Annotated in this window: 21 protein-coding genes, 1 tRNA gene and 4 pseudogenes; 15 read left to right on the top strand and 11 right to left on the bottom strand. The window is 41.3% G+C overall.

Translation table 11 applies throughout. From position 1 onward, the window contains the following. Positions 1-11: 11 nt before the first annotated feature. From ACT6PV_RS12750 to ACT6PV_RS12760, 3 genes are all read left to right on the top strand, one after another. Complete coding sequence (locus ACT6PV_RS12750; protein ID WP_445116690.1) at positions 12-1,109, top strand: PhoH family protein; 1,098 nt, start codon at positions 12-14, stop codon at positions 1,107-1,109. 9 nt (positions 1,110-1,118) lie between these two features. Continuing rightward, positions 1,119-1,604, top strand: a complete 486-nt coding sequence (gene ybeY / locus ACT6PV_RS12755; RefSeq protein WP_445116691.1) for an rRNA maturation RNase YbeY — start codon at positions 1,119-1,121, stop codon at positions 1,602-1,604. A 79-nt stretch (positions 1,605-1,683) separates the two neighbouring features. Further along, a complete protein-coding gene (locus ACT6PV_RS12760; RefSeq protein WP_445116692.1) occupies positions 1,684-1,986 on the top strand; it encodes an antibiotic biosynthesis monooxygenase family protein in 303 nt (100 codons plus the stop codon). Positions 1,987-2,141: 155 nt separating this feature from the next. On the opposite strand, the gene ACT6PV_RS12765 is transcribed toward ACT6PV_RS12760, so the two are convergent. Further along, positions 2,142-3,023, bottom strand: coding sequence for a TonB family protein (locus ACT6PV_RS12765; RefSeq protein ID WP_445116693.1), 882 nt, complete (start codon positions 3,021-3,023; stop codon positions 2,142-2,144). Positions 3,024-3,256: 233 nt separating this feature from the next. Between ACT6PV_RS12765 and ACT6PV_RS12770 the strand changes: the two genes are divergently transcribed. From ACT6PV_RS12770 to ACT6PV_RS12805, 8 genes and pseudogenes are all read left to right on the top strand, one after another. After that, on the top strand, positions 3,257-3,958 hold the full coding sequence (locus tag ACT6PV_RS12770) for a hypothetical protein (RefSeq protein WP_445116694.1): 702 nt from the start codon (positions 3,257-3,259) through the stop codon (positions 3,956-3,958). Between the two features lie 152 nt (positions 3,959-4,110). Then, a complete protein-coding gene (locus tag ACT6PV_RS12775) occupies positions 4,111-4,815 on the top strand; it encodes a DUF3108 domain-containing protein (RefSeq protein ID WP_445116695.1) in 705 nt (234 codons plus the stop codon). Positions 4,816-4,916: 101 nt separating this feature from the next. Further along, positions 4,917-5,492 carry a xanthine phosphoribosyltransferase gene (locus ACT6PV_RS12780; RefSeq protein ID WP_445116696.1) on the top strand — a complete coding sequence of 192 codons (576 nt, stop codon included), beginning with the start codon at positions 4,917-4,919 and terminating at the stop codon, positions 5,490-5,492. 10 nt (positions 5,493-5,502) lie between these two features. Continuing rightward, positions 5,503-5,613, top strand: coding sequence for an integrase core domain-containing protein (locus ACT6PV_RS12785; RefSeq protein ID WP_445117113.1), 111 nt, complete (start codon positions 5,503-5,505; stop codon positions 5,611-5,613). 688 nt (positions 5,614-6,301) lie between these two features. Beyond that, positions 6,302-6,457, top strand: a pseudogene (locus ACT6PV_RS12790) (hypothetical protein); the annotation flags it as partial. A gap of 23 nt (positions 6,458-6,480) precedes the next feature. Next, entirely contained in the window at positions 6,481-7,539 is a 1,059-nt protein-coding gene (locus ACT6PV_RS12795; protein WP_445116697.1) for a T6SS immunity protein Tli4 family protein, read from the top strand. 1 nt (position 7,540) lies between these two features. Next, the gene (locus ACT6PV_RS12800; RefSeq protein WP_445116698.1) at positions 7,541-9,274 is read left to right on the top strand and encodes an esterase/lipase family protein; all 1,734 of its coding nucleotides are present in this window, start codon (positions 7,541-7,543) and stop codon (positions 9,272-9,274) included. A 549-nt stretch (positions 9,275-9,823) separates the two neighbouring features. Beyond that, complete coding sequence (locus ACT6PV_RS12805) at positions 9,824-10,189, top strand: hypothetical protein (RefSeq protein WP_445116699.1); 366 nt, start codon at positions 9,824-9,826, stop codon at positions 10,187-10,189. A gap of 194 nt (positions 10,190-10,383) precedes the next feature. Here ACT6PV_RS12805 and wrbA read toward each other — a convergent pair whose 3' ends face one another. After that, positions 10,384-10,977 (bottom strand): NAD(P)H:quinone oxidoreductase, encoded by a 594-nt coding sequence (wrbA, locus tag ACT6PV_RS12810; RefSeq protein WP_445116700.1) that lies wholly within the window; start codon positions 10,975-10,977, stop codon positions 10,384-10,386. Between the two features lie 113 nt (positions 10,978-11,090). Between wrbA and ACT6PV_RS12815 the strand changes: the two genes are divergently transcribed. Then, on the top strand, positions 11,091-12,335 hold the full coding sequence (locus ACT6PV_RS12815) for a YihY family inner membrane protein (RefSeq protein WP_445116701.1): 1,245 nt from the start codon (positions 11,091-11,093) through the stop codon (positions 12,333-12,335). A gap of 86 nt (positions 12,336-12,421) precedes the next feature. Here the strand turns inward: ACT6PV_RS12815 and ACT6PV_RS12820 are convergent, their stop codons facing one another. From ACT6PV_RS12820 to ACT6PV_RS12835, 4 genes are all read right to left on the bottom strand, one after another. Beyond that, the gene (locus tag ACT6PV_RS12820; RefSeq protein WP_445116702.1) at positions 12,422-13,060 is read right to left on the bottom strand and encodes a fumarylacetoacetate hydrolase family protein; all 639 of its coding nucleotides are present in this window, start codon (positions 13,058-13,060) and stop codon (positions 12,422-12,424) included. A 54-nt stretch (positions 13,061-13,114) separates the two neighbouring features. Beyond that, the gene (locus tag ACT6PV_RS12825) at positions 13,115-13,615 is read right to left on the bottom strand and encodes a YcxB family protein (RefSeq protein ID WP_445116703.1); all 501 of its coding nucleotides are present in this window, start codon (positions 13,613-13,615) and stop codon (positions 13,115-13,117) included. Between the two features lie 198 nt (positions 13,616-13,813). Further along, positions 13,814-13,890 (bottom strand) — tRNA-Arg (locus ACT6PV_RS12830). A 263-nt stretch (positions 13,891-14,153) separates the two neighbouring features. Continuing rightward, entirely contained in the window at positions 14,154-15,122 is a 969-nt protein-coding gene (locus ACT6PV_RS12835) for an MATE family efflux transporter (protein WP_445116704.1), read from the bottom strand. Between ACT6PV_RS12835 and ACT6PV_RS12840 the strand changes: the two genes are divergently transcribed. Both ACT6PV_RS12840 and ACT6PV_RS12845 read left to right on the top strand, forming a co-directional pair. Beyond that, positions 15,082-15,459 carry a helix-turn-helix domain-containing protein gene (locus ACT6PV_RS12840; protein ID WP_445114631.1) on the top strand — a complete coding sequence of 126 codons (378 nt, stop codon included), beginning with the start codon at positions 15,082-15,084 and terminating at the stop codon, positions 15,457-15,459. The two genes, ACT6PV_RS12835 and ACT6PV_RS12840, sit on opposite strands and share 41 nt — an antisense overlap. A 68-nt stretch (positions 15,460-15,527) precedes the next feature. Next, positions 15,528-15,986, top strand: coding sequence for an IS630 family transposase (locus ACT6PV_RS12845; RefSeq protein WP_445117114.1), 459 nt, complete (start codon positions 15,528-15,530; stop codon positions 15,984-15,986). Here ACT6PV_RS12845 and ACT6PV_RS12850 read toward each other — a convergent pair. The 4 genes and pseudogenes from ACT6PV_RS12850 to ACT6PV_RS12865 all read right to left on the bottom strand — a co-directional run. Beyond that, positions 15,976-16,464: pseudogene (locus tag ACT6PV_RS12850) on the bottom strand (MATE family efflux transporter); the annotation flags it as partial. The gene ACT6PV_RS12845 and the pseudogene ACT6PV_RS12850 overlap by 11 nt on opposite strands. 51 nt (positions 16,465-16,515) lie before the next feature. Next, positions 16,516-17,640 carry an SIP domain-containing protein gene (locus tag ACT6PV_RS12855; protein WP_445116705.1) on the bottom strand — a complete coding sequence of 375 codons (1,125 nt, stop codon included), beginning with the start codon at positions 17,638-17,640 and terminating at the stop codon, positions 16,516-16,518. A 56-nt stretch (positions 17,641-17,696) separates the two neighbouring features. Further along, positions 17,697-18,920, bottom strand: coding sequence for an MFS transporter (locus tag ACT6PV_RS12860; RefSeq protein WP_445116706.1), 1,224 nt, complete (start codon positions 18,918-18,920; stop codon positions 17,697-17,699). A gap of 40 nt (positions 18,921-18,960) precedes the next feature. Next, positions 18,961-21,181: pseudogene (locus tag ACT6PV_RS12865) on the bottom strand (TonB-dependent receptor). A 361-nt stretch (positions 21,182-21,542) separates the two neighbouring features. On the opposite strand from ACT6PV_RS12865, the pseudogene ACT6PV_RS12870 reads away from it, so the two are divergent. Further along, a pseudogene (locus ACT6PV_RS12870) lies at positions 21,543-21,746 on the top strand (IS5/IS1182 family transposase); the annotation flags it as partial. Positions 21,747-21,890: 144 nt separating this feature from the next. Here the strand turns inward: ACT6PV_RS12870 and ACT6PV_RS12875 are convergent. Beyond that, on the bottom strand, positions 21,891-22,817 hold the full coding sequence (locus tag ACT6PV_RS12875) for a helix-turn-helix transcriptional regulator (RefSeq protein WP_445116707.1): 927 nt from the start codon (positions 22,815-22,817) through the stop codon (positions 21,891-21,893). Between the last annotated feature and the right edge of the window lie 88 nt (positions 22,818-22,905).

Consider the following 22,905-nt stretch of genomic DNA (forward strand, 5'->3'; position numbering starts at 1 on the left):
AAGGATATCTCTTGACTGCAGCGATTCGACGTACAGTGGCTTTTCCAGGTATTTCAGTAGAGCGGTTAAAAAGCATGCTGGGTGCCTATAACGATCATCTGAAACAAATCGAACAACGTTTAGATGTCAAAATCGCCCAGCGGGCGGATAATTTTTTTATCGATGGTGAAATTGATGCCGTCGAAAGAGCAGAAAGTCTGTTGCAGCGTCTGCACGCTGAAGCAGAACACACCCAGCAGATCAGCGCAGATACATTGCATGTGATGATTCAGGGCAGCCAGACCGATCTGGAATTACAGGTTGATCCGGACCAGGAACATACCGGTCTTGATGAAGTCTGGCTCCAGACCCGTAAGGGTCGCATTAACCCCCGGGGCGCCAACCAGAAACGCTATGTACAGCGTATTCTGCAAAGTGATATTTCCTTTGGTATCGGCCCTGCCGGAACAGGTAAAACCTATCTGGCGGTTGCCGCTGCCGTGGATATGCTGGAACGCAATGAAATCCAGCGCATTCTATTGGTGCGCCCCGCTGTTGAAGCCGGCGAAAAACTCGGCTTCCTGCCCGGCGATTTAAGCCAGAAAATTGATCCCTATCTGCGCCCGCTTTATGATGCGCTGTACGAAATGCTGGGTTTCGAGAAAGTCACAAAACTGGTGGAACGTCAGATTATTGAAGTTGCACCATTGGCCTATATGCGTGGCCGGACGCTGAACCATGCCTTCGTGATTCTCGATGAAGCACAGAACACCACCCCGGAACAGATGAAAATGTTTCTGACCCGACTGGGATTCGGTTCCCGTGCAGTGATTACCGGAGACATTACCCAGGTGGACCTGCCCCGTGGTCAGCAATCCGGTCTTGCTCATGCCCTGCGTGTACTGGAACCGATTAAGGAAATCCACATCACCCGTTTTCACTCCCGGGATGTGGTCCGACATCAGCTGGTACAGAAAATTGTCGAAGCCTACGAAGGCTGGGACAGTGAACAACATCGTCTGAGTGCCGAAGGGCGCGCTGAACGCAAAGCCCGCCAGGACGCACTGATCTCTGAAAATGATTCCGCTGCCGATGCACAGCATCAGGCTGGACAACAGGGAAATGCCTGAGGAATCGATTTGAAACTCAGTCTGTCATTGCAGCAATCGTTTGAAGCACCTGAATTGGTGCTCAAACGTGCTTATTTAAAAAAAGTCATTGAAACAACTTTACGCTATATCGATGTCGATCAAGATTGTGAAATCGGGATTGCCTGTGTCGACAATGATGAAAGTCATAAGCTCAATCTCGAATATCGTGAAAAAGACAAACCCACCAATGTGTTATCATTTCCCAGCGATATTCCAGAAGAAATTTTACCGATGCTGGATGCTTTGCCGATTGGTGATTTGGTGATTTGCACTCCTGTGGTTTTACAAGAAGCCATTGAACAGCAAAAATCACCGATTGAGCATTTTACTCATATGTTAGTACATGGTACTTTGCATTTGATGGGTTATGACCATGAAACGTCTGATGCAGATGCTGAAGAAATGGAAGCTTTAGAAATAGAGATTTTGAAAAAATTAGGATTTGAAAATCCATATACTGTAAAAGAAAGCTGATTTAATGAAAACTCATCCCTTTTCTTCGGGAGAGGGCTAATTCAGTACTACTTCAAATACAAATCTGAATCTAAAAAATATGAAATACGTCGTTATTTTCAAAGCAAAAATACAATCTCTTGATCAAGAATACTTTGATACAGCCAATCAACTACATGAAAAAGCCTTAACTCAATTTAGTTGTCAGAAATTTGAAGCGATTTCCGAAAATGATTTTGAAATTGCCTTATCTTATTGGAATTCACTTGAAGGTATTCAAGCCTGGCATAAAGATGCTGAACATCAGGTGGCTCAACAACTCGGCAAAGGTCAATGGTACCAATACTTTAGTGTTGAAATCTGTGAAGTTTTAAGAACCTATACAGCCCCAAAATTAAAATAAACTCCAAAAATATTGTCACTTTACAGATCGTCCAACCCTGCTATTTTTATCTTTAACTTTTACAGGAAAAAGTCTTTCCCTATGATCAGGATGATATTGAACGTGACCAGGCTCATGCTTAGATGATGAATTGATTACTGCTTAAAATCCATTTATCAATGCACTTCAAACTCAGCCTCGGCCGGATCAAACCGCCAGGTCCGAATAATCCGCAATTCGGAAATATCCTTCATTCCCGGGTCAAAACGGCCAAATGGTGCGCCTTTGCGCACTGAATTTTTCGCTGCTTCATCCAGCATGGGATGTCCTGAACTCTCCAGTAGACGAATAGCACGAATCCCGCCGGATGAGTTCAGAATCACCATCAGCCGGACCTCACCTGCCAGCCGCTGAAGTTTCGCCTGCTCCGGATAATAGCGGTTGCCATATAATTCGACTTTTTCCCGGAATTTGTCCAGATAACCCGCCGAAGCATCCTGTCTGGCCTGAATGCCATCGACCGTTTTAATTTTTTGCTGTCGACTGAAATTCTGTTGTTTCTGCAGATATTGTGCTTCCAGACTGGCCACCATGGCAGCTTTGGCCTGAAACTGACTCTGCAGTTCATCCATGGCCTTTTTCCGTTCGTTCTGCTCCGCCTGTTTCTGCCAACTCAACACCGTCATCAGTACTTTTTCTTCAAATTTCAGTTCACGCTGCTGCTGTACTTTTTCCAGTGCCTGCATTTGCTGGTCTCCAGCACTCAGCTCCTGAGACTGTGCCGGCATTTCACTGGACATCCGATGCATTTTTCTGAACATTCCCGAACCCTGCTGATCTGCCTGTGCCAGAAAGTCAGCGTCCCTGACTTTATCTGTACTCGGGCGAATCGCCACTGCAATTTCCTTACTGGCAGCATCACTCTGCCGGGGCATGGCAAATTGCAATGATAAAAATATAAGATGCAAAAGTCCCGCAGCCAGCACTGCGCCAATAAACAGTGGGTCCTGCCACCACTGGATTGTCTGTTCTGGACCACTCATTCTACTTTTTATCATGACATTAAACTGACAAAGCACCCCGGACTGAACATTTAAAATAATTTAAAATAGCTATATTCTGACATTTTCACGGTTCATCTGTGACCCACTGTAAGTTTTGAAACCGTTATTTTAAATTGATAAAATAGTGCATGGAATTTTGCTAAACTGCAATCACCAGACTTGAAAATTTTAAACAAATCGGCAAAAGTACTGCCTGATCAAATCACGATGTCTCCGGAACAACACTTATGCCAATGCTGATTACCAATATTGCCCGACGTATTCGACAAGCATACCAGAAGGCTGAAGGATTCATAGAAGAAGAGCGCGAGTTCCCTGTTTCCCAGATTTTCCTGAATGCGACATTTGAACGTTTCGTCACCAATAACGTTAACATTTTAGAAGATCTGCATGCCGACCTGCATCATGACTGGCTCAGACTCTATGCAACCCTGAATGTGAAAGGGCTGTATACCATTCTTTCTGTTGATTTAAAACTGCTGCAGATGGAGCTGAATAAGGATATGCAGCTGATTGTATTTGAACAGATCAGTGACACGCAGGTGATTGAAGCCCAATTTAAAAATGTATGGATGAAAATGGGCTTCAGATGTGCCCTGTTTTTCTATCAGAAAGTATTACGTAAAGATCCACTGGGCATAGTTCTGGAAAAATACCAGGTTATTCAGGTCAAAGATGATTTACTGCATCTGGATCTGAACCGCTGGCTGGGTAAAAACCGCTCCATTATGGACACATTACGCAAGGTCCATGTGAATCATGCGGAACTGCGTGAAGCGGAACTGGTGGTGATTGGCAACGTCAATTTAACTGCACTCTTTGGTAAATACAGTAATTCCAGGGCAGCACTCAAGGAAGATGATGAAGATAACAGTGAGCTCATCACCGAAGAATCCACCGTCACGCCAATCCAGCAGAAACAAGCCTGATCTCCTGTTTTCGCCTGTCTGTTTTCCACTCAGAACAGATACACAAGTATACAGTTTTGACTTTAAAGCTGATTTTTTCTCCGTATTTGAGCGGCATAATAGACATTGACTGCAAAACATCAGTGCTATTGCACAGGACAGGATATATACAGATGGCAAAAAATATTTTAACAACACTGCGTATGGCGACCGGTATATTGACAAGCCTGCTATTGGCCGGCGTTTCCGGCAATGTACTTGCCATGAGCCCATTTCAGGCCAGTTATCAGTTTGCCTATAACGGCAAAAATGTAGGTTCTGCAACACGCACCCTGAGTAAAAACGGCAATGACTGGACTTATGTTTTTGCTGCAAAAGCTGCTGCACTGGCCTCTGCAAGCGAGACCAGCCGTTTCAGCTTTGACAATGGAAAAATCAGCGCAAATAGTTTCAGCCGCAACAGTAAAGTGCTGATACATAACAGCACCATGAACATTAATTTCAACCCGGCAACCAAAACCATCAATACCCGAAAAGATGACAAAGCACGTTCTTTTCCGTGGCAAGCCGGTGTACTGGATGAGCTGAATGCAGAACTGCAGGTCCGTGAAGACTTAAAAAATGGTGGATTGAAAAACGGTTATGCGATTGCAGATGCCAAAGAGGTGGAGAGCCGACAATTTGTCAAACAGGGCAATGAAACGGTCAAAACTGCCTTTGGTACTTTCGATACCATCAAAGTGGTCATGAAACATGATAAAGCCGGTAAAAACTCCGTCTTCTGGCTGGCGCCGAAACTGGACTATCTGCCAGTCAAAATGACGCACCAGGATGGAAAAACCTCATATAGCATGTCCCTGACCGGATATAAAAATTAAGCGAAATATCCGTAGCCGGTACAAATTCGACTTGCATTTTTTCGAGGGCTTTTTAAAATACGCTTTTCCTGAAAAAGCACCCCGCCCTGGAGGATTCTCCCTTGCAAGCCCTGGAACAAAAAATTCTGGATGAAGGTATCGTCCTATCTGATCAGGTTCTGAAAGTCGATGCATTTTTAAACCACCAGATTGATCCGGTATTAATGCAACAGATTGGTCAGGAATTTGCACGTCGTTTTAAAAATACCGGCATTACCAAGATCATTACCATCGAAGCATCGGGGATTGCTCCTGCGGTGATGGCCGGCCTGGAGCTTGGCGTGCCGGTTATTTTTGCACGTAAATACCAATCCCTGACTCTAAAAGATGACCTATATCGCTCTAAAGTATTTTCTTTCACCAAACAGACCGAAAGTACCATTGCCATTTCCAGGAAGCACCTCGCCGCACATGACAGAGCCCTGGTGATTGATGACTTTCTGGCCAATGGCCAGGCTGCGCTGGGCCTGGCTGACCTGATTCATCAGGCCAATGCGGAAGTGATCGGTATTGGCATTGTCATTGAAAAATCATTTCAGCCAGGCCGCCAGTTGCTACTGGATCAAGGCTACCGGGTCGAATCACTGGCACGGATTGAGTCACTGGCCGAAGGCCTGGTCACTTTTGTAAAGGAATAAGCACAAAACTATTTCTTCCTGGCCTGAGGATTATAACCGGAGAAGACCACATAGCTCACTCGGTTATATGACCCCCAGCGAATTTGTAAGGAATCACAAACAGGTCATGTCTCCAGTTTAGGGTGTAGCTACTTTTTTTTTGGGGGGGGGAGGTCAGATTATTTTTCAGAGATTTACGCATCGTTATATACTCATAGCCACATGAAAATTAAAGGCTACATCTCTTTAAATCCGATAGCCAAAGCCTCACAGATGGAAATATTCTACTGACTGACAATAGTCCTGACTTTCCGGCGTAAATCTTCTGAATATATTTTTGGCATTTGATAGGCAATAATTTAAAGGGGGTTGATCTATTGTAGCTCAAAAAATGTATCCAACTATAATTAGGTGGTTTGACTATATTGTTATGGTGCAGTACCTGAAATATACAATTTCTTTTACTCATTTTTTGATTTATATTCCAAACCACCTGTCCGAAAAAACAGCGTATACAATCCAGGCTGAAAGAAGAGAAATACATAAAATACTGATTAAAATAAATACACTATTTTGAATGTGATTATTTGTAACAAAATGTCTGCAAAGAATTATTACCATTAAAATTAAAATGATGCTGGATAAAACGCCAATCCTGTTTTTATAATGCAGACAATGCATTGAATAACAATTAATTTCTGCTAATGAATTTCATATTACAACACATCCACGCCGAAATGGACCGGCTCGGGCTGAGTGCCCGCAACCGCAGCCTGCACATCCAGTTCTCAGACCCGGTCCTGAACCTGCAGCTGTTCCTGCAGCGCATTGATGCCGAACACGCCCTCAATGCCGGGCTGAAAGCCGACATCACGGCGGAAGATGGGCAGGCTTTTGAAGGGGTTTCTGGTGAGGATGGTAAAACGGATGTTTGTACAAAAGACGTAATGGCCGCACTGAATATTGAAGTATTTCCGTCTGAATAAGGAAGAATTATGGGATGTAATATATGAAATTATTTAAGAGTATAATTCTTTGTTTATTTACAACAATGTCTTTCAGTGCTTGTTCAAATGTTGAGAAACAGAAAGAAGGAATTCAAGTGATTGATTATAGTAATCCGAAAAAAGTATGTTTTGGTCGTATTGAAGTGACTGTACCGAAAGAAACAGAAGTGGAATATAGTAACTTTAACTACAACGGCAGTGATATTGAAGTTGTGGAAGATATAAAAAATTATGACGCTTTTAAAAAACTGATTGATGATAAAATTCAATATTTAAAGCATGAACCTCATGAAACTGAAGGGGTTCTATTAAAACAGGAAATACAGGGTCCTGTAGATCCAACTGGTCGTATGATTAGCCATATTATTGTTTTTAGAGATGGAAAATACGTTACATCACTTTATGAAATTTATGCTTATTTATATCTCCGCCCCAATAAATTTCTTATTTTTAAAAGTGGTGCAAGTAATGATCTTTTAGATGAAGCAATAGCAGAAATACAACATAATCTAAAAAGTATAAGAATAAGATCATCTAAGGGGGAAGAACAGGCTGGTCTTTGCTGGAAAGAGTTTTTTATAGCAGATGATATGAGCAAGAACATCCCATTTACAGGAGGATATTTACACTTTAGATTTCCTGGCTATCCTCGAGTCAGAGTGGATATAAATCATCGCGTTCGCTTAGAGTCGGATGTACCATTGATTGAGCTTATGAAAAAAAATAAAGATGATTTACCAGGGATTGTAAAAGCTAAAATGAAAATTGAGAACTTAAGAGAGTATAAAAAAGTCATTAACGGTTTGGTGGGCGAAGAAGTTCTGAACCATATATCACGGCGGGGGTATTTTGAAAGAGGGTTTGAAGATGGAGCATGGCAATATTTAGGTGATTTAAATAATGATAATGACCCATATATTAAATTTGATTTTGAAAGTGCTGAGTTAGTTCATGATGATGAATCTCTAACCTCTACGGTAAGTCAAAAAAATGCCTTGCAGCTCTATGATTTTGTATTAAACAGCGTCCAAATTTCACCAAATAATAAGAAGGAGCAATAAGATGGCGAACAATATTCTTGCTCAAGCCATATCAGCAACCAGTCCGACATCCAATAAAACAGGCACCTATGTTGAGATTCCATTACTCGACACCATTCCCATTATCTTTGTCCCAGGCATTATGGGATCAAATATTTTTAATACCAATTTAGGGAAACCAGTTTGGAGAATTGGTAATGGTATTACTGGTCGAGTGGATACCGTAACATCACAAATGAAAAAAACTCCTGCTGATTTACAAACGGAACTGGATCCATTAAATACAAGAGTTGACCTTGATGGAGATATCAAAGTTGATCAGCGACTTAAATTGACAGAAAAAGTACTTAGAGAGCGCTATTGGGGAACGGTTCACTGGGATAGTTATGGTGGGATTCTCACCTATCTGCATCTTGCCTTAAATAATATTCAGGTAGAGAAAAAAGCAGACGATGCTACGCCTAACTTCAGTGGGGCTACGGCAGGGTATGGCATGTATCAACAGATGAAATTGCAGGAATTTGTACATGAATGGAAGAGTCTGTTAAGTAAGTCAGAATCTGGAAAATGGCACCCACAGGAAGGTTTTACACCGATAGATCAAAAGGATATTGATCATTTAAGTAGTTTTCACTTTCCTGTGTATGCGATGGGCTATAACTGGCTACAATCCAGTGAAAACGGTGCGGCTATTGTTGCTGGAAAGTTAGATAAAATTAAACAGGAGTATGGTACAAGATTTCATAAATTTATTGTGGTCACCCATTCAATGGGCGGTTTACTTACACGGAGGTTAGCTCAATTGCGCGGTGCTGATATTGCGGGCGTGGTGCATGGGGTAATGCCTGCTGAGGGTGCAGCGGCTGCGTATCGTCGGATTGTAACAGGTTCCGCCGACGTGGGTGCCTTACCAGCCTATGTACTGGGTAAAAATACTGAGCATGTCACAGCAGTGCTGGCTAATGCCCCTGGTGGCTTAGAGCTATTACCAGGTAAGGCCTATAATAACGGTAAACCCTGGTTATTTTTAAATGGTTCAGGCTTGATGAATGGTAAGGATTTACACACCAATGTAGTCTCTTTGCCTAAAAATGATCCTTATGAAGAAATTTATAAAGCTGATGGTGTCTGGTGGGAGATGGTTAAGGAGGAGCTAATTGATCCTGCTAAGATGGTAAAAAGTAAAAATCCAGGTAAAAGAATAAAAGATGTATATTTTAAAAAGATTGATAAAGTGAAAGAATTCCACGATAAAATTATTAATAAATATCATCCATGTACCTATGTCAATTATGGGCATGACCCCAAACATTCAAGTTTTGGGACACTGACATGGACCTTAGACCAGGCATTGCGAGGTTTAACCGCTGAGCAAATGAAAAGATTACCGAGGGTGAGTGCACAAGAGGTGGAAGCCTATAATCAGGGCGTAGCCAGGGATGCGATGAAAATGGGGCAAAGCGCAAGTTACTATATGCAAAGAAATATGAAAGATAATAATGGATTAAGGTATATCAGACTGACCAGTGGTAAATTTGGAACGTTTAAAATATCTGATAAAGACTCAGATGGCGATGGTACGGTACCTTATCAGTCTGGTTATGCGCCATTGGGTCAGCGTGGTGTAAAACAGGTTTTTAAAATGACAGGTTTTGATCACCAGGGTTCATATAACAATGATCATGTACGACGTTCAGTTTTATATTCAATTGTGAAAATTATTAAAGAAAATAATATTCAGCCAAAGTTTAGATAAACCTGGATGTGTGTGAAAATTAAAAAACTTCTGCTGACATTCTGGTACATTTTCCTCATGCCACAGGAGTTTGAATTTTCACAGATTATGAAATAAAAAGTCGGGATTGACCCGGCATTCCCGCATAGCCACATGTAAATCAAAAGCTACATTTATTTAAATCCGATATCCAGAGCCTCACAGATGGGAATATTCTGCTGACTGACAATATTCCTGACTTTCAGGTGCAAATCTTCTGAATATATTTTTGGCATGATAGCAGGCAATCTAAAAGGGTTTACCTATTGTAGCTCAAAAAATGTATCCAGCTATACCAACACCAGTGGGATTGAAAAATGGCTTACAAACCTATCGCTTTAAAACAAACTAAAAAACTGATCTGTTTTTCAGCAAGTCAAAATTAGAGAATTATTCACATGAAATATAGACACTTATTGAAATAACAAATAAAAAATAAACAACAATAAAGTACCTCCTGTGGTCAATATAAATCAGATTTCAGCCTGTATAATGCAAAATCGCCAAAACACAGAGCGTTGATAAAAGTTGATGGAAAAAGTTATGCAATGTCCAAAATGTGGTTCCACAGAAATTGAAAAACGTGATCATGACCAATTACTCAGAACCACAGGTGGGGTTTTGCTGACCGCAGCAGGAACAACGGCAGGAACTGTTGGCGGTGCAGCAACCGGTGCCTCAGTGGGCGCAGCCATTGGCACGGTTGCCGGTCCATTGGGAGTCATTGTCGGTGGAACCGTGGGAACCTTTATCGGTGCAATCAGTGTGGGCATTACCGGCGGTGTCGTGGGCAATATTTTTGGCAAGAAAGCCGGCGTCATGATCGACAAAAATATTTTTCAGGATTTCCGATGCTTAAAATGCGGCTATCGATTCAAACAAAACATACAGGCTTAATGTCAGAATCCGGCATCATGCCAGTTTCGCTGCAAATCAGCGTCTGATCAGACGATAAAAGGCCATTGTTACAAAACCTGATACTGATGCAAATCAGTCAATATCACTCGTTCAGATCAGTCCGCAGATCAATATATTCAGTCAACGGAACAAAGCGGGGCAGTTGTAGTCTTCAGTCTGCCCGCCTCAGTGAATTATGCCTGTAACTTTCTGATAATTTCACCGAGTCGCCTGCCCTGCTCCTCACACAATACTTTTTCATCCTCACTGATGCCCCGGTCACTGAGTGGACCACTGACATGGCTTGCACCATAAGGCGTGCCCCCGGACATTGTATTGGCCAGTGCCGGACTGGCATTGGTTAAGCCCATAATGATCATGCCGTGGTGAAACAGCGGCAGAAACATACTCAGTGCGGTACTTTCCTGTCCCCCATGCATGGAACCCGATGCAGTAAACGCACATGCCGGCTTATTATGCAGTGCGCCATTCAGCCACAGTTCTGAGGTTTGATCCCAGAAATATTTCATTTCAGCAGCCATATTGCCAAAACGGGTGGGAGAACCCAACGCCAGTCCTGAGCAGTTTTCCAGATCTCCGAGGCTGCAATAAATATCACCTTCCTGTGGAATACTCGGCTCTGCCTGCCTGACTACCGTGGAAATCTCCGGTACCGTCCGAATTTTAACCGCCAGGCCAGTGGATTCAATGCCATTGGCAATTAAATGCGCCATTTCCTTAATTGAGCCGGATTTGCTGTAATATAAGACCAGTACATATGCTTGCATAGTTGTTATGACATAACCGAAAAAGAAAACTATACGGTATTTTTCCTGGTTTCTGGTTAAGCTAACGGCTGAAATTGTAACAATATGAATAAAAGAACAGAGACTTTATATTTATGATGGATGTGTTGAAGAAACTACCCTTTTATGACAAAAGCTGGTTTCAGTTTATCCTGTTTGTCCTGAAACGTTTTGAGGCAGACCGTTGCAGGGACCAGGCCGGGTCTCTCACCTATACCACGCTGTTTGCCGTGGTACCCATGCTGACTGTTTTCCTGGTGATTATTTCTTCAATTAAAGCACTGGAACCTGCCCGTCAGCAGTTACAGCAACTGGTTTACAGCAACTTTCTGCCAAAAACCAGCATTGCCTTTGACAAAGCCTTTAATGCATTCACTCAGAATTCCAGTAATTTAACCGTCATTGGGGTGCTGTTTCTATTCGTCACAACCGTAATGATGCTGACCAATATTGAAGCAGTGTTTAACAGGATCTGGCGCGTTGAGGAAACCCGCAATGGCATTATCGGGTTTATGCGCTACTGGACCATTATTTCCCTGGGTCCGATTTTACTGGGCAGCGCCTTTGTCATTTCTTCCACCCTGGCTTCCATGAGTATTCTCAGCAATAACTTTACAGGTTATGAAGTGGACCGTACTGCATTATTGTCCATTATTCCCTTTGCACTGACCACGCTGGGCTTTTTTATTCTGTACTGGACCATTCCCAACCGGACAGTGCCTGCCAGATCAGCAGCAATTGCAGCTCTTTTCAGTGCATCTGTCTTTACGCTATTAAAAAGCCTGTTCGGTTTTGTGATGACCAATTTCACCAGTTATCAGCTTGTTTACGGTGCTTTCGCCGCAGTCCCCATTTTCCTGTTATGGATTTTCCTGTCATGGAATATTGTTCTGTTGGGTGTGGAAATCAGTTATGCCCTGACCGCCTTTCATACCGGGAAAATTCAGACACGACATCCTGTGATGACCCTGCTGGATATCCTGGAATTATTTTATAAGAAACAACAGACCGGCGAAGTGGTGACCGATGCAGAAGCGCTGGATATCCTGGGGCGTGGTGAAATTGGACGCTGGCCTGCCTATGTCAGCATGCTTGAAAAACAGAACCTGGTTAAACGCACTGAAAATAATGAATATGTATTGGTACGTAACCTGGACCAGGTCGATTTCTGGAGTTTTTACAAAACCCTGCCCTTTACCCTGCCCCGCCGTGAGGATGTCGAGAATATCCATTCAGATGATCTCTGGGTCCAGCATATTGGTCCAATGCTGATTGAGTCGGATGAGTACCTGGCAGCAAAACTGTCCATTCCTCTGTCGACCATCCTTGAGGAAAAATAAAAAACACAGCATCACTGCTGTGTTTTCTGGATATTATCAACCAGATAAAGACCACCGGGCTGATTCAGATCAGCCTGTAAATATTTTTATTTTACAAAGGTTTTCCATACAAAGTCCTGGGTCTGTCCATGCAGGGTCATGGTCAGCTGATCACCAAAAGTCAGTGCGGCCACACCGGCCGGCGTACCCGTCATAATCACATCACCCGGTTGCAATGAGAACACCTGATTAATATCCACCAATAAATCAGCAATATTAAAAATCAGTAATGATGTATCCCCCTGTTGACGAATTTCATCATTGACCTGAAAATTAAAGCGCAGCTGATCCCAGGCTTTTACCTCACTGACATCAATCCAGTCTGCCAGCATACAGGCACCATCAAATGCCTTGGCCCGTTCCCAGGGCTGTCCCTTTTTCTTCAACTGATCCTGCAAATCACGCAGGGTCAGATCCAGCCCCAGCGTGACAGCACCCACAGCCTGCAAGGCTTTCTGCGCATCCGTTTCACCTTGCAAAGGCCGGTCAATACGCAGGCTGAGCTCACATTCATAATGACAACTGCCCCAGGCCGTGTTCCAGCTGATTCCCGCTTCCAGCGCAACCAGACTGCTCGGTGGCTTAATGAATAAAACCGGACGATCCGGGATTTCATTTCCCAGCTCCCGCGCATGATCTGCATAGTTACGACCGACACAAATAATTTTAGATGGAGGCGTATTCATAAATTTTCCTTATGGCTTGTTGACATTTCAGTGTCATGCAATGCTGATTTCCATTTATTTTTTAAAGGTATTTTCAAATATATACTGATCTGTTGCCGAGGCAAACACACGTTTTGGCACAATCACCACCGTCCGATTTTTCAGCTCAATCATATAGGTCAGTTTACCCACTGCAAAATTCTGCACCTCAGTATAATGAAAGCGCTGTTTAGGACGGCCACTGCTGAACAGTTCTGCATGGTCCTGAAACAACTCAATGCCCTGTTCACTCTGGCCAAACTGATATTTGACAAACTGACGCTTAAAGATCATGGGCAATAACCAATAACGCATGATCGCCTGTAACATTAAAAAGAATATGCCCAGCATGACATAATAACGCCCCACGCCTGCCAGGCCCAGATAAAAGCCCCAGAGGACAATGGCAATACTGACCAATGGGGTAAAAAACCGGGTCAACTGCTTTTTCCCGGAGGTCGCCAGCTTAAAGCCATCCTGAGACTCATCCAGATTCAGATAATAGCGTAAAAATAATGCAGCTTTGCTGTCTGACATAGACTGATTCAACACATTTCAATACAGATGAGCAGAATATTACACTGGATTAAGAACTTTCTTCAGCGCTTCCGCAGCAATTTACACCATCGCTTCGTTCATATTCGGTTCATTCAAATGCAATCATATTTAAATATCCAAAGAATATAATGGACATAAAAAACCGCATTCAATGCGGTTTTTAAATATTGATCCGACTGGTGCGCTCAGAGAGATTCGAACTCCCGACCCCTTAGTTCGTAGCCAAGTGCTCTATCCAACTGAGCTATGAGCGCGACAAGATGCAGCACATTATACGCACTTCCCCCCTGCCCGGTCAGTACTATTTTACCCATTTCATACTGAATGCCTGGTATCCAGGCGAATTCAGGACAGGCATACCAGATTCAGCCGATTTCAGGATGGACATAATCTGACTGTCAGTAAAACGTGATATTTTCATGCAAAATCTCCTGCCTGTACTTTAAGAGAAAATTCTACTTTTAGATCCTTTTATTTTTAGGGGGGATTACCCTGGATCCTTTTCAATTACTTTCATTCATTTTCGGGCTAAATAACGGTAACTTTGAATAGTCAATAAAACTGCTGCCAGGCTAATCCCCCAGATCAATACCATCCAGATCACATCCACATTGGCACGTGCCTGCAACCACCCTTTTACCCCCATGAAATAACTCATCGGAATGATAATGAACCAATAGCAAAACAAAATCACAAATAAAGGCTGCATAAACTGATGTAAACCACGCAACACACCTGAAGCAACCGTTTGTACCGCATCAAAAATCAAGAAAATCGCTACAAACAACATCAAACCCATAGCAATCTGTAAAACTTCTGTATCCTGGGTAAATAAACTTGCAATTTGCTGCGCAAAGCCAACCAAAAAACAGGCAATCACAGCACCATAAATCAAGGTAATCACAGCCACAAAAAGGCTCGTAGACATTTTGCCTTGCTGATTGTTTGTTGCTGAAAAATGAGCGACTCGAATAGTCGTTGCACTGCTAATGGCAATCGGAATCATGATAATCAGCATAGCAATATTAATCACAATCTGATGTGCTGCAATGGTTTTCGCGCCAAGTTGTGAAGCAAAGAACGCGAGTGTTGCCAGGGCTAAAATTTGAAGGACCAGGGTAATCCCGATTGGTAAACCTTGCTGTAACAATTTTAAGCTTTCTTTAAAACTCACTTTCGCTTCTGTGGTTTTAAGCTCAGGAACGGCCTTGCTCACAAATTGATACATGCAAAAACAAGCAATATAAGCACTGATCGCTGTAGCAAGTCCTGCACCTACCCCTCCCATTTCAGGAACAAATCCGATGCCATTGACCAATGCGACACAGAGTGAAGCATCACAGATCAGTAAAATAAAATAGGTCGACATAATCGGTTTGAGCAAACTATAGCAAGATGCACTTTTTGAGCTACAATAGACAAACCCCTTTAAATTGCTTATCCATATGCCAAAGATATATTCAGAAGATTTACGCCGGAAAGTCATGGAATTCTACCGAAAGAGTGGTCATAAATCGAATACCTGCACGACGTTCAATATCGCCCGCACAACATTGGATGACTGGATTCTGCTTGAACAGCAGACAGGACAGCTGGCTCAGCCTAAACTTGTCAATGTGGGCAGACCTTCAACCATTAAGGATCTGCCTGCTTTCAAAGTATTTGTTGAAAATACAAAGTTCTCACAGGCAAAAGACCTGGTTCCACTCTTTAAAAACCAGTTCGGATATGCAGTTTCCTATGATGTCATATTGGCAACGCTTCATAAACTGGGATGGACGCATAAAAAAAGAGTTTCCTCTACAGACAGGCCTGCAAAATAAGCAGAACCGTATTTCAGTGGATTCTTCCTCAGTGGGAACAGGAATATGGCAGGGAAAATATTCTGTATATCGATGAATCAGGAATCAATACAACTGACACGGCAGAATATGGCTGGTCATTTAAGGGGAAACGCTGTCAGGATTTAAAGTCAGGCGGTCATGGAAAAAGAATGAGTATGATCAGTGCGGTAAGGTCGAGTGCTCCCTGCAGTTTTCTATCACCGCTGGTTTTTCAGGGTTCATGTGACAGACATTTATTTACAGGGTGGCTTGATTATTTATTTCGGAATTTACCCGGGTCAGGGTATCTTTTGATCCTGGACAATGCATCCATTCATAAAGGCCGGGAAATAGAACAGCTTGCTGAAACGTATAATGTACGGATCGCCTACCTTCCGGCATATAGCCCTGATTTGAATCCGATTGAACAGGCATGGTCTGTACTGAAAAGGAAAGTCAGGAATATTGTAAGTCAACAGAATATTTCCATCTGTGAGGCTCTGGATATCGGATTTAAAGAAATGTAGCCCTTAATTTGCATGTGGCTATATGACCTTCGCTAATAAAACGAAATAACGTCATATATACAAGGCCTGGCGCACCAAAAGCGATAAAATGCAGATATTGTTTGGCAATTTGTGCAACTTGCTGATTTTCAATAAGCCAGGGACATAGAAATGCCAGCAATTGAATCAGAGCAAAACCAAATATCGACAGTAAAAAAGCGACTTTTTTCCCTTGCTGAATGAGCGAACCAATATCCTTTGAATTGCTCTGTTGCATCGCTGAAATTTTAGGTACCAGCACATATAAAATTCCTGTAAATAAAATAAATACAGGCGTCCACATATTACTTCCCAAACCAACACCTGCCAGATCGATATAATAATAACGACCTGCCACCATGGTATTAATCACGCCTAAAGAAGCCTGGCAAATTTGTATTAAAATTAAAGGGAGTGCCAACTTTAATACAGGTAAGGAAATGTCTTTTAAAATATTCATATCATTCAAATCTTAAAGCCCAGGAAAATACGAAAAAAACAAATTACCCAATTAATGCTTTTTATCTAAGCGCCAATATCCTTTAATGTGATTATTTTTACCTGCCAATTTACGCTCATTACGGAAATAGTGGCGAATCTGTTTAGCGGCATTATTTTCTAAAGCCCCCCAAACCTGATCCAATTGAGTCAATAATCTGAGCAGCTCAATAGTTTTCTGACCTTGTTCATTGACAATACCTGTGATTTTTTTAATGTTGGCTTTTTCAGGAAATACATAATCATCAAAATACGCAAAATCCACCTCATCTGCACAAAGTAGAATAATAATCGGCGGAATTGGATTTTTCCAAAAATCCAGAATACCTGCAAGCGCAGGAAATGCTGTTTCATCTGCAATTAAAACTGCCTGTCCTTCATGCAAATGATCATGCTTATCATCAGTTTCAGTGCGGCTTGAAATTAAAGAGCCTGTATTCAGTTGCTGAACCCACTGACTACCAGGACTGGTGCCATGTGTAAACACATCTACATAACCAAAATACAAACCCTGTTCATCTGAACCCGATGCAAATGCTTGCCTTAAAGTATAAAGACGCACATCTTTATTCATGTTTTTCATCAATTTTTGACGTTTTTGCGTAGATAAATGCTTCATTACCCATAAAAAGCCACGGTCAAATAAATTTTTTAATGTACCACTCTGGTTAGACGTATTGGTTTGTACCACAGGTGCTTTTTCTAACAATTTTAAAATAAAACCATAGGCATAACCAGCATAGTATTCGGGAAGCGGTGTCTGGCTTTTAATGGTGAGTCTTGTCATGTTTGGGCTGACTTGCGATTTCGCAATCACTTCAAAAAACTGTTTGGCGTTGTTGCTAAATTCAATTTTTTGTTTGGCAAATGAATTATAAGCTAAATACAAAATTTGTTCTTCTAAATCGCCTTTTAATTCAAACTGAATAAATAAATCTTGTTTTGATGCTGAAGAAGGATCCTGGGTATGTAGCAGAATGCCTTCTTCATAAATATCGACAATAACAGCATCATGAATCGCATTATTTTTACCATAAGTCTGCGCAATGATTAGTAACTCTTTATGGTGATCCTGATTCACATGATCCATAATATCAAGCTTACGGTCCTGGTCTTTAATCGTGGTGAAGTGTTTCATAAAGCTGCCTAAATTTCTCAGATAAAACAAATAAAAGTGACTGGATGCTCAAAATACTAAATCGAGGCTTTTTGATCATCAGATGGCAATAATTTCCACGCCAAAACTGCAACACCTAAAGCACAAATAAAGGTCAAAATCACTACAGCGGTATATCCAATATGCTGAGCCAAAGTTAAACCAAGTGCTGAATACGCAAAACCCATAAAGACGACCAAACTAAGTTGCAAACTAAAAAATGTTGCTTTGGCCGGCATACTGGCTGCACGATCCATGATGAGTGTAGAGAGCGTTGCCATTAGCCCCGGATTGGCAATGAAATAGCCAAAAATTGCCAAATACACCATTGGTTTTGAGGTGTAGCCCAGAGTCAAAGGAACAAATAACAATAGGGTCAAGCCTTGCATAATAGTTAAAGTAATGAGGGCTTTTTTACGCTGTAATTGATTGATCAAAAGTGTGGCAAGAAATGCCGATAATATGCCAATAATGGATCCAAAGACTTTGGTGGCAAAGCCAATACCATCCAGGGACCATTTGGCATCTACAAGTAAGGGATTTAAAATGCCAAAGACAGCGGTAAAACCGATCGGGTAAATAAACAACAATAAAAACCAACGCCGATATTCATATATAAAGACCTTGAGTTGTTGTCCCAGGCTTTTAAATTGCGAAGCAATAGTGTGATGTGGATTGATATAAATATCTTCAGGTTCACGATAAAACAGCAATTGAATACAGGTGATCGCGGTTAGTATGGCAAGTGCACATAACGCACCTTTCCACTGTAACCATGGATACAAAATTAAAAGCAAACCACCACCAATAATATTGCCCAGTAAGTTACTGGCATATTGAATACTATTGGCAAATTGACGTTCAGATGCCTGGAAAATCTTACTGGCTAAACCATCACTGGCAACATCTTGAATACTCATAAACAAGGTGTAAACAATAAATAAGACCAATACGATGGAAAATTGATTTTGAATGTCGAGCCACCCACAAATCAATAACAATACGGCCATACACATCTGTGCAAAAATCAACCAGCTTCGATACTGCCCCTGGGTAAATAAACGAAAGCTATCCACAAATGGCGCATATAAAATTTTACAAAGCATTGGAATCGCAATAAGATTCAGCAAAGCCAATTGATTGAGTGCTATACCACTTTGTCTTAAAATGGCAAATGCAGCAGACATGATAAATGCCACACCAATATATTGCGTAGTATAAGTGCTGATCAATAAAACCCATGGCTTTGACGTATTATTCATATTGTGATGCCCCTGGACCCTTTTCAAATATTGTTTGTTTTTAGAAATCAATTTGCATTGAAAGTTTATACGTACGAGGGTCACCGCCGACACCAACATAACCATTCCATACTCCTGCCCAGTGTTTTTTATCAAAAACATTGTCAACACCGCCACGGAATACAACATTATGCCTGGCAATATTGGTAGCATAACGTCCACCTAAATCGACTACAAACCAATCCGGAATTTTTTGCGTATTGGTATCATTGGCATACAGACTACCTGTATAAATCGTATTGGCAGTCAAGGTTAACCCTTCAAGCGCGTGCACATCCCACTCAAGTCCAAGGTTTGATTGCCAGTGCGGAATGCCTTTTACATCATTGCCATCCATCTCACCGCCTGCGGTTTTTTCCCATTCAGCCTCCAAATAAGACACACCACCTAATAAGCGCACGTCTTTGATAATTTCACCAGCCGTGGTCCATTCTATACCACGGTTACGTTGTTCACTTTCACTGTAATTACGATTAGCGTCTTGCACTAAACCATTTTTAGTAATTTGGTAGACACTGAAGGTGTTTTTAAATTTACCCATATCCCATTTAGTGCCAATTTCATATTGTTTTGACTTATAAGGTTTAAGCGTTTCTTCAGCAATAAGTGGATTAGTAGGGTCTGTAATCGTATCGCCTTGAGATAAACCCTCTATATAGTTCGCATAAAGTGACAGTGAATTGTCCCAGGGTTTAACCACAAAACCGACCATCGGCGTTACAGCACTTTCATCATAATATGGACTGTTCGGAGCACCATCAAGGATGCTGTAACTTTGAGATTTCACATTTTGATGACGAACACCCAGGGTGAGTTGGTACTTATCATCCAGACTCGACAATGTATCTGCCACTGCAAAGCTGGTCAGTGTGGTATCTAAAGTTTTGGGAACATAAGTTGGACGTGGTGCATTTAATGAAGGGCGAGTCGGTCGATAAATATTCGATGCCCAGGGCGTGCCCATCACCAGCCCCATATGCGTATCCTGGTCCAATGAATTGGCACTGATGACTACATTATGTTTAATCGCACCTGTGTTAAATTGGCCTCGAATACCCAATTCACCTGAATCAGCATTGGTTTTGTTGGCATTCATCCGTGACATGGCCATATAGTCACCATTGGGCTGTGCTGCATTACCTAAAGCATTGTTGGCAATTACCCCCACACCGTCTTGTCGTTTAGTCCCAGCTGAAATAAAAGCAGTCCAATCAGGCAAAAAATCATACTCTAAATGTCCAATCACCCCACGAGTTTTGGTATGCGAGTATGATCCCGGTTGATGATTAAGTTTAGAATCCGGAGCTTTAGGTATAACCGATGTCGCGAATGACACCATTAAGGGTTGACCGCCGTCCAGTTTCTCATTGATGTCGTATAAATCCAAACTGGCACGGAGTTTTTCACCTTTATAGTCAAGTGCAATAGAACCCAGGTAACGGTTTTCTTCTTGTCCATCGAGTGCCGTGTCGCCATAAGACTTCAGTGCGTTAACACGAACACCAAATTTATCACCTTCACCGAAGCGACGACCTACATCAATATGCGCACCAAAAGTGGCATCAGACTCATAAGTCGTAGTTAAACGAGTAATGTCTTCGGATGTTGCGCGCTTTGGAACGACATTAATGACACCACCAACAGCACCACCAATCGACATGCCATTGAGTAAGGCACTGGTCCCTTTAAAGACATCAATACGTTCTAAAAACTCAGTTGGTACACGGTTGTGGGGCAATAAACCAAATAAACCATTCCAGGCCAATTCATGACTCTGGGTATACAAACCACGAATATTGAAGTATTCGCCTATGCCACCTTTAGAGAACACACTACGCACCGAAGGCTCACTTTTAAGCGCCTCAGCAACAGAAGTCGCTTGCTGATCTGCGATATATTTTGAGGTATAACTGGTAATGCTAAATGGCGTATCAATATCAGACTTATCACCCAACATACCTACCTGGCTTATTTTACTAATTTGACCGCCAGATAATGTTTGGTCATGGGCGGCAGATATCACGATTGTTGGCAGTGTTTGTTCTTTCGTCTCTTTGACAGCATTACCATTTATCACTGCTGCATTTGTTTCTGTTTTTAAACTATTAATAGTTTGAGAATTAATTGTATCCAGTCCATCCCCCAGCCAAAACATATTGTGTCGAAAGTAAAGCTAAACTGACAAACAAAACAGATCTTTTAAATTGATATGAACTATTCATTTTTCACCCTGGATAGAAAGACTCCTGTTTAAGAGCAAGAATATTATCAAGAATCATTCTCAATTAACGAAACTATCCGAAATAAATTTATAAAATCAGGAAAGCGGTTGATTTAATTTAAATATTTACAAAACCAAGAAATATATAAACTGCAGAAAATTTGACATTTTGGAAATGACTGCTATTTTAAAGTGACAGATAATTCTCATTTAATATTTGGTTCTATCCTTCCAGGGCTTTGTTGCACAAACCTACAGTTAAGGGCTTATTCAGTAATATAATTCTCAAATGAAATAGCCACAGGCTTTTTTCAAAGCCTGATTAAGTTATCAGGTTGAGGTTGGGGAATACCGGATTATTCGACGATTTACTCGATCAAATTCCACAGGATGAACCGATTGATTCTGTCTATATCGATGGAGCTTATGATACGAAATGCTGCCGACAGGTGATTTCAGATCGACAAGCGCATGCAGTGATTCCATCCTAAAGAAATCCCAGAGCCTGGAAAGATACAGGAATCAGTCCACAGCAGAGAAATAAATTGCTTCGAACAATTAAGCGCTATTAGCTCGACCTCACATCCAGGTTGTGACTTAAATTTGACTCGATCAGGGGGAAATTTAACTTTTAAATCTTTGTGCAACAAAACCTGTTGACTGCCTAAAATCTCTCAAGTTACATTCTCTTGTAATTTCAACGCACATGACTAACAACTATAGCTGAAATAACGTTCATAAGTTTTTTTAAAATACTGAGTACTACTGTACCCGACTTGATTGGCGACATTTTCAATTGAAACACCTTCTTTAAGTAAAATTTGCGCGCATTTCATTCGAATTTCCAATAAATAGTGTCCAATAGTTTTGCCTGTGTATTCCTTAAATATTTTTTTTAAATCACACTCATTAATCCCGACTTGTTTGGCTAAAGTGCGAATTGTGATCTTTTTTTCAAATTCATTCTCTAAAATAAAGATCGTTTTTTTGACTGATGAAGGTATTTCGTTCGATTTTTGATTGTTACCCAGCAATAGACTGATTAACTCTAATGCCGCTCCCTCCAAATGAAGAAGATCAATTGATGACTGGGCTGACGGAATATTTAGTAAATAATGGGCTTGATGCAACACATTTTTATTAGGGATATTTATAGTTTTTAATGCCGGCCCTGGCTCAATCAAAAAGAATTTGGCAAAATCAGAATGCAGGGAATTACTTTTCATGATTTCAAGGAAAGTTTTATTAAAATCTAAAGAAACTAAAGACATTTCTTTATGCTCTTGAAGGTAAATTGTTTGTAAGCCCAGACTTCCTTTTCGCAAAATAATCATCGGGGAACGAATTTCATATTTATGATTACTTTTGTGATTTTTTATATGATGTGTTCCAGAAAGAAGTATCGTGATCCCCAAAGAATGAGCGGGTGTCTCAGCACTCATCTTTAGTGGATGATCTATCCAATATTTTCCTCTACCTACACAAAGTTTACCAAAATCATAAATTTCACTATAACCGTTTCCATCAGATGGGTTGAAATGATTCAAATGATGGTTGGGCAGAGGAGAACATGAATCTAAAAATATATCGCCTACTTGTTTCAACACTACCTTATGAGAGTCAATATAAACCGACATTTTAAGAGTTCTTTTCAAAGGTTAATGATAATTATTTTCATTTTTTGCGTTATTATTGTCAATGGTAAAATAAGTAAGAAAAAGTGAA

This window comes from Acinetobacter sp. WZC-1 (assembly GCF_052544965.1).

Coding starts and splice junctions, on each gene's coding strand:
- ACT6PV_RS12760 (WP_445116692.1), top strand. CDS start 1,684: ATGAAATACGTCGTTATTTTCAAAGCAAAAATACAATCTCTTGATCAA.
- ACT6PV_RS12765 (WP_445116693.1), bottom strand. CDS start 3,023: ATGATAAAAAGTAGAATGAGTGGTCCAGAACAGACAATCCAGTGGTGG.
- ACT6PV_RS12770 (WP_445116694.1), top strand. CDS start 3,257: ATGCCAATGCTGATTACCAATATTGCCCGACGTATTCGACAAGCATAC.
- ACT6PV_RS12775 (WP_445116695.1), top strand. CDS start 4,111: ATGGCAAAAAATATTTTAACAACACTGCGTATGGCGACCGGTATATTG.
- ACT6PV_RS12795 (WP_445116697.1), top strand. CDS start 6,481: ATGAAATTATTTAAGAGTATAATTCTTTGTTTATTTACAACAATGTCT.
- ACT6PV_RS12800 (WP_445116698.1), top strand. CDS start 7,541: ATGGCGAACAATATTCTTGCTCAAGCCATATCAGCAACCAGTCCGACA.
- ACT6PV_RS12805 (WP_445116699.1), top strand. CDS start 9,824: ATGGAAAAAGTTATGCAATGTCCAAAATGTGGTTCCACAGAAATTGAA.
- wrbA (WP_445116700.1), bottom strand. CDS start 10,977: ATGCAAGCATATGTACTGGTCTTATATTACAGCAAATCCGGCTCAATT.
- ACT6PV_RS12815 (WP_445116701.1), top strand. CDS start 11,091: ATGATGGATGTGTTGAAGAAACTACCCTTTTATGACAAAAGCTGGTTT.
- ACT6PV_RS12820 (WP_445116702.1), bottom strand. CDS start 13,060: ATGAATACGCCTCCATCTAAAATTATTTGTGTCGGTCGTAACTATGCA.
- ACT6PV_RS12825 (WP_445116703.1), bottom strand. CDS start 13,615: ATGTCAGACAGCAAAGCTGCATTATTTTTACGCTATTATCTGAATCTG.
- ACT6PV_RS12840 (WP_445114631.1), top strand. CDS start 15,082: ATGCCAAAGATATATTCAGAAGATTTACGCCGGAAAGTCATGGAATTC.
- ACT6PV_RS12835 (WP_445116704.1), bottom strand. CDS start 15,122: ATGACTTTCCGGCGTAAATCTTCTGAATATATCTTTGGCATATGGATA.
- ACT6PV_RS12855 (WP_445116705.1), bottom strand. CDS start 17,640: ATGAAACACTTCACCACGATTAAAGACCAGGACCGTAAGCTTGATATT.
- ACT6PV_RS12860 (WP_445116706.1), bottom strand. CDS start 18,920: ATGAATAATACGTCAAAGCCATGGGTTTTATTGATCAGCACTTATACT.
- ACT6PV_RS12875 (WP_445116707.1), bottom strand. CDS start 22,817: ATGTCGGTTTATATTGACTCTCATAAGGTAGTGTTGAAACAAGTAGGC.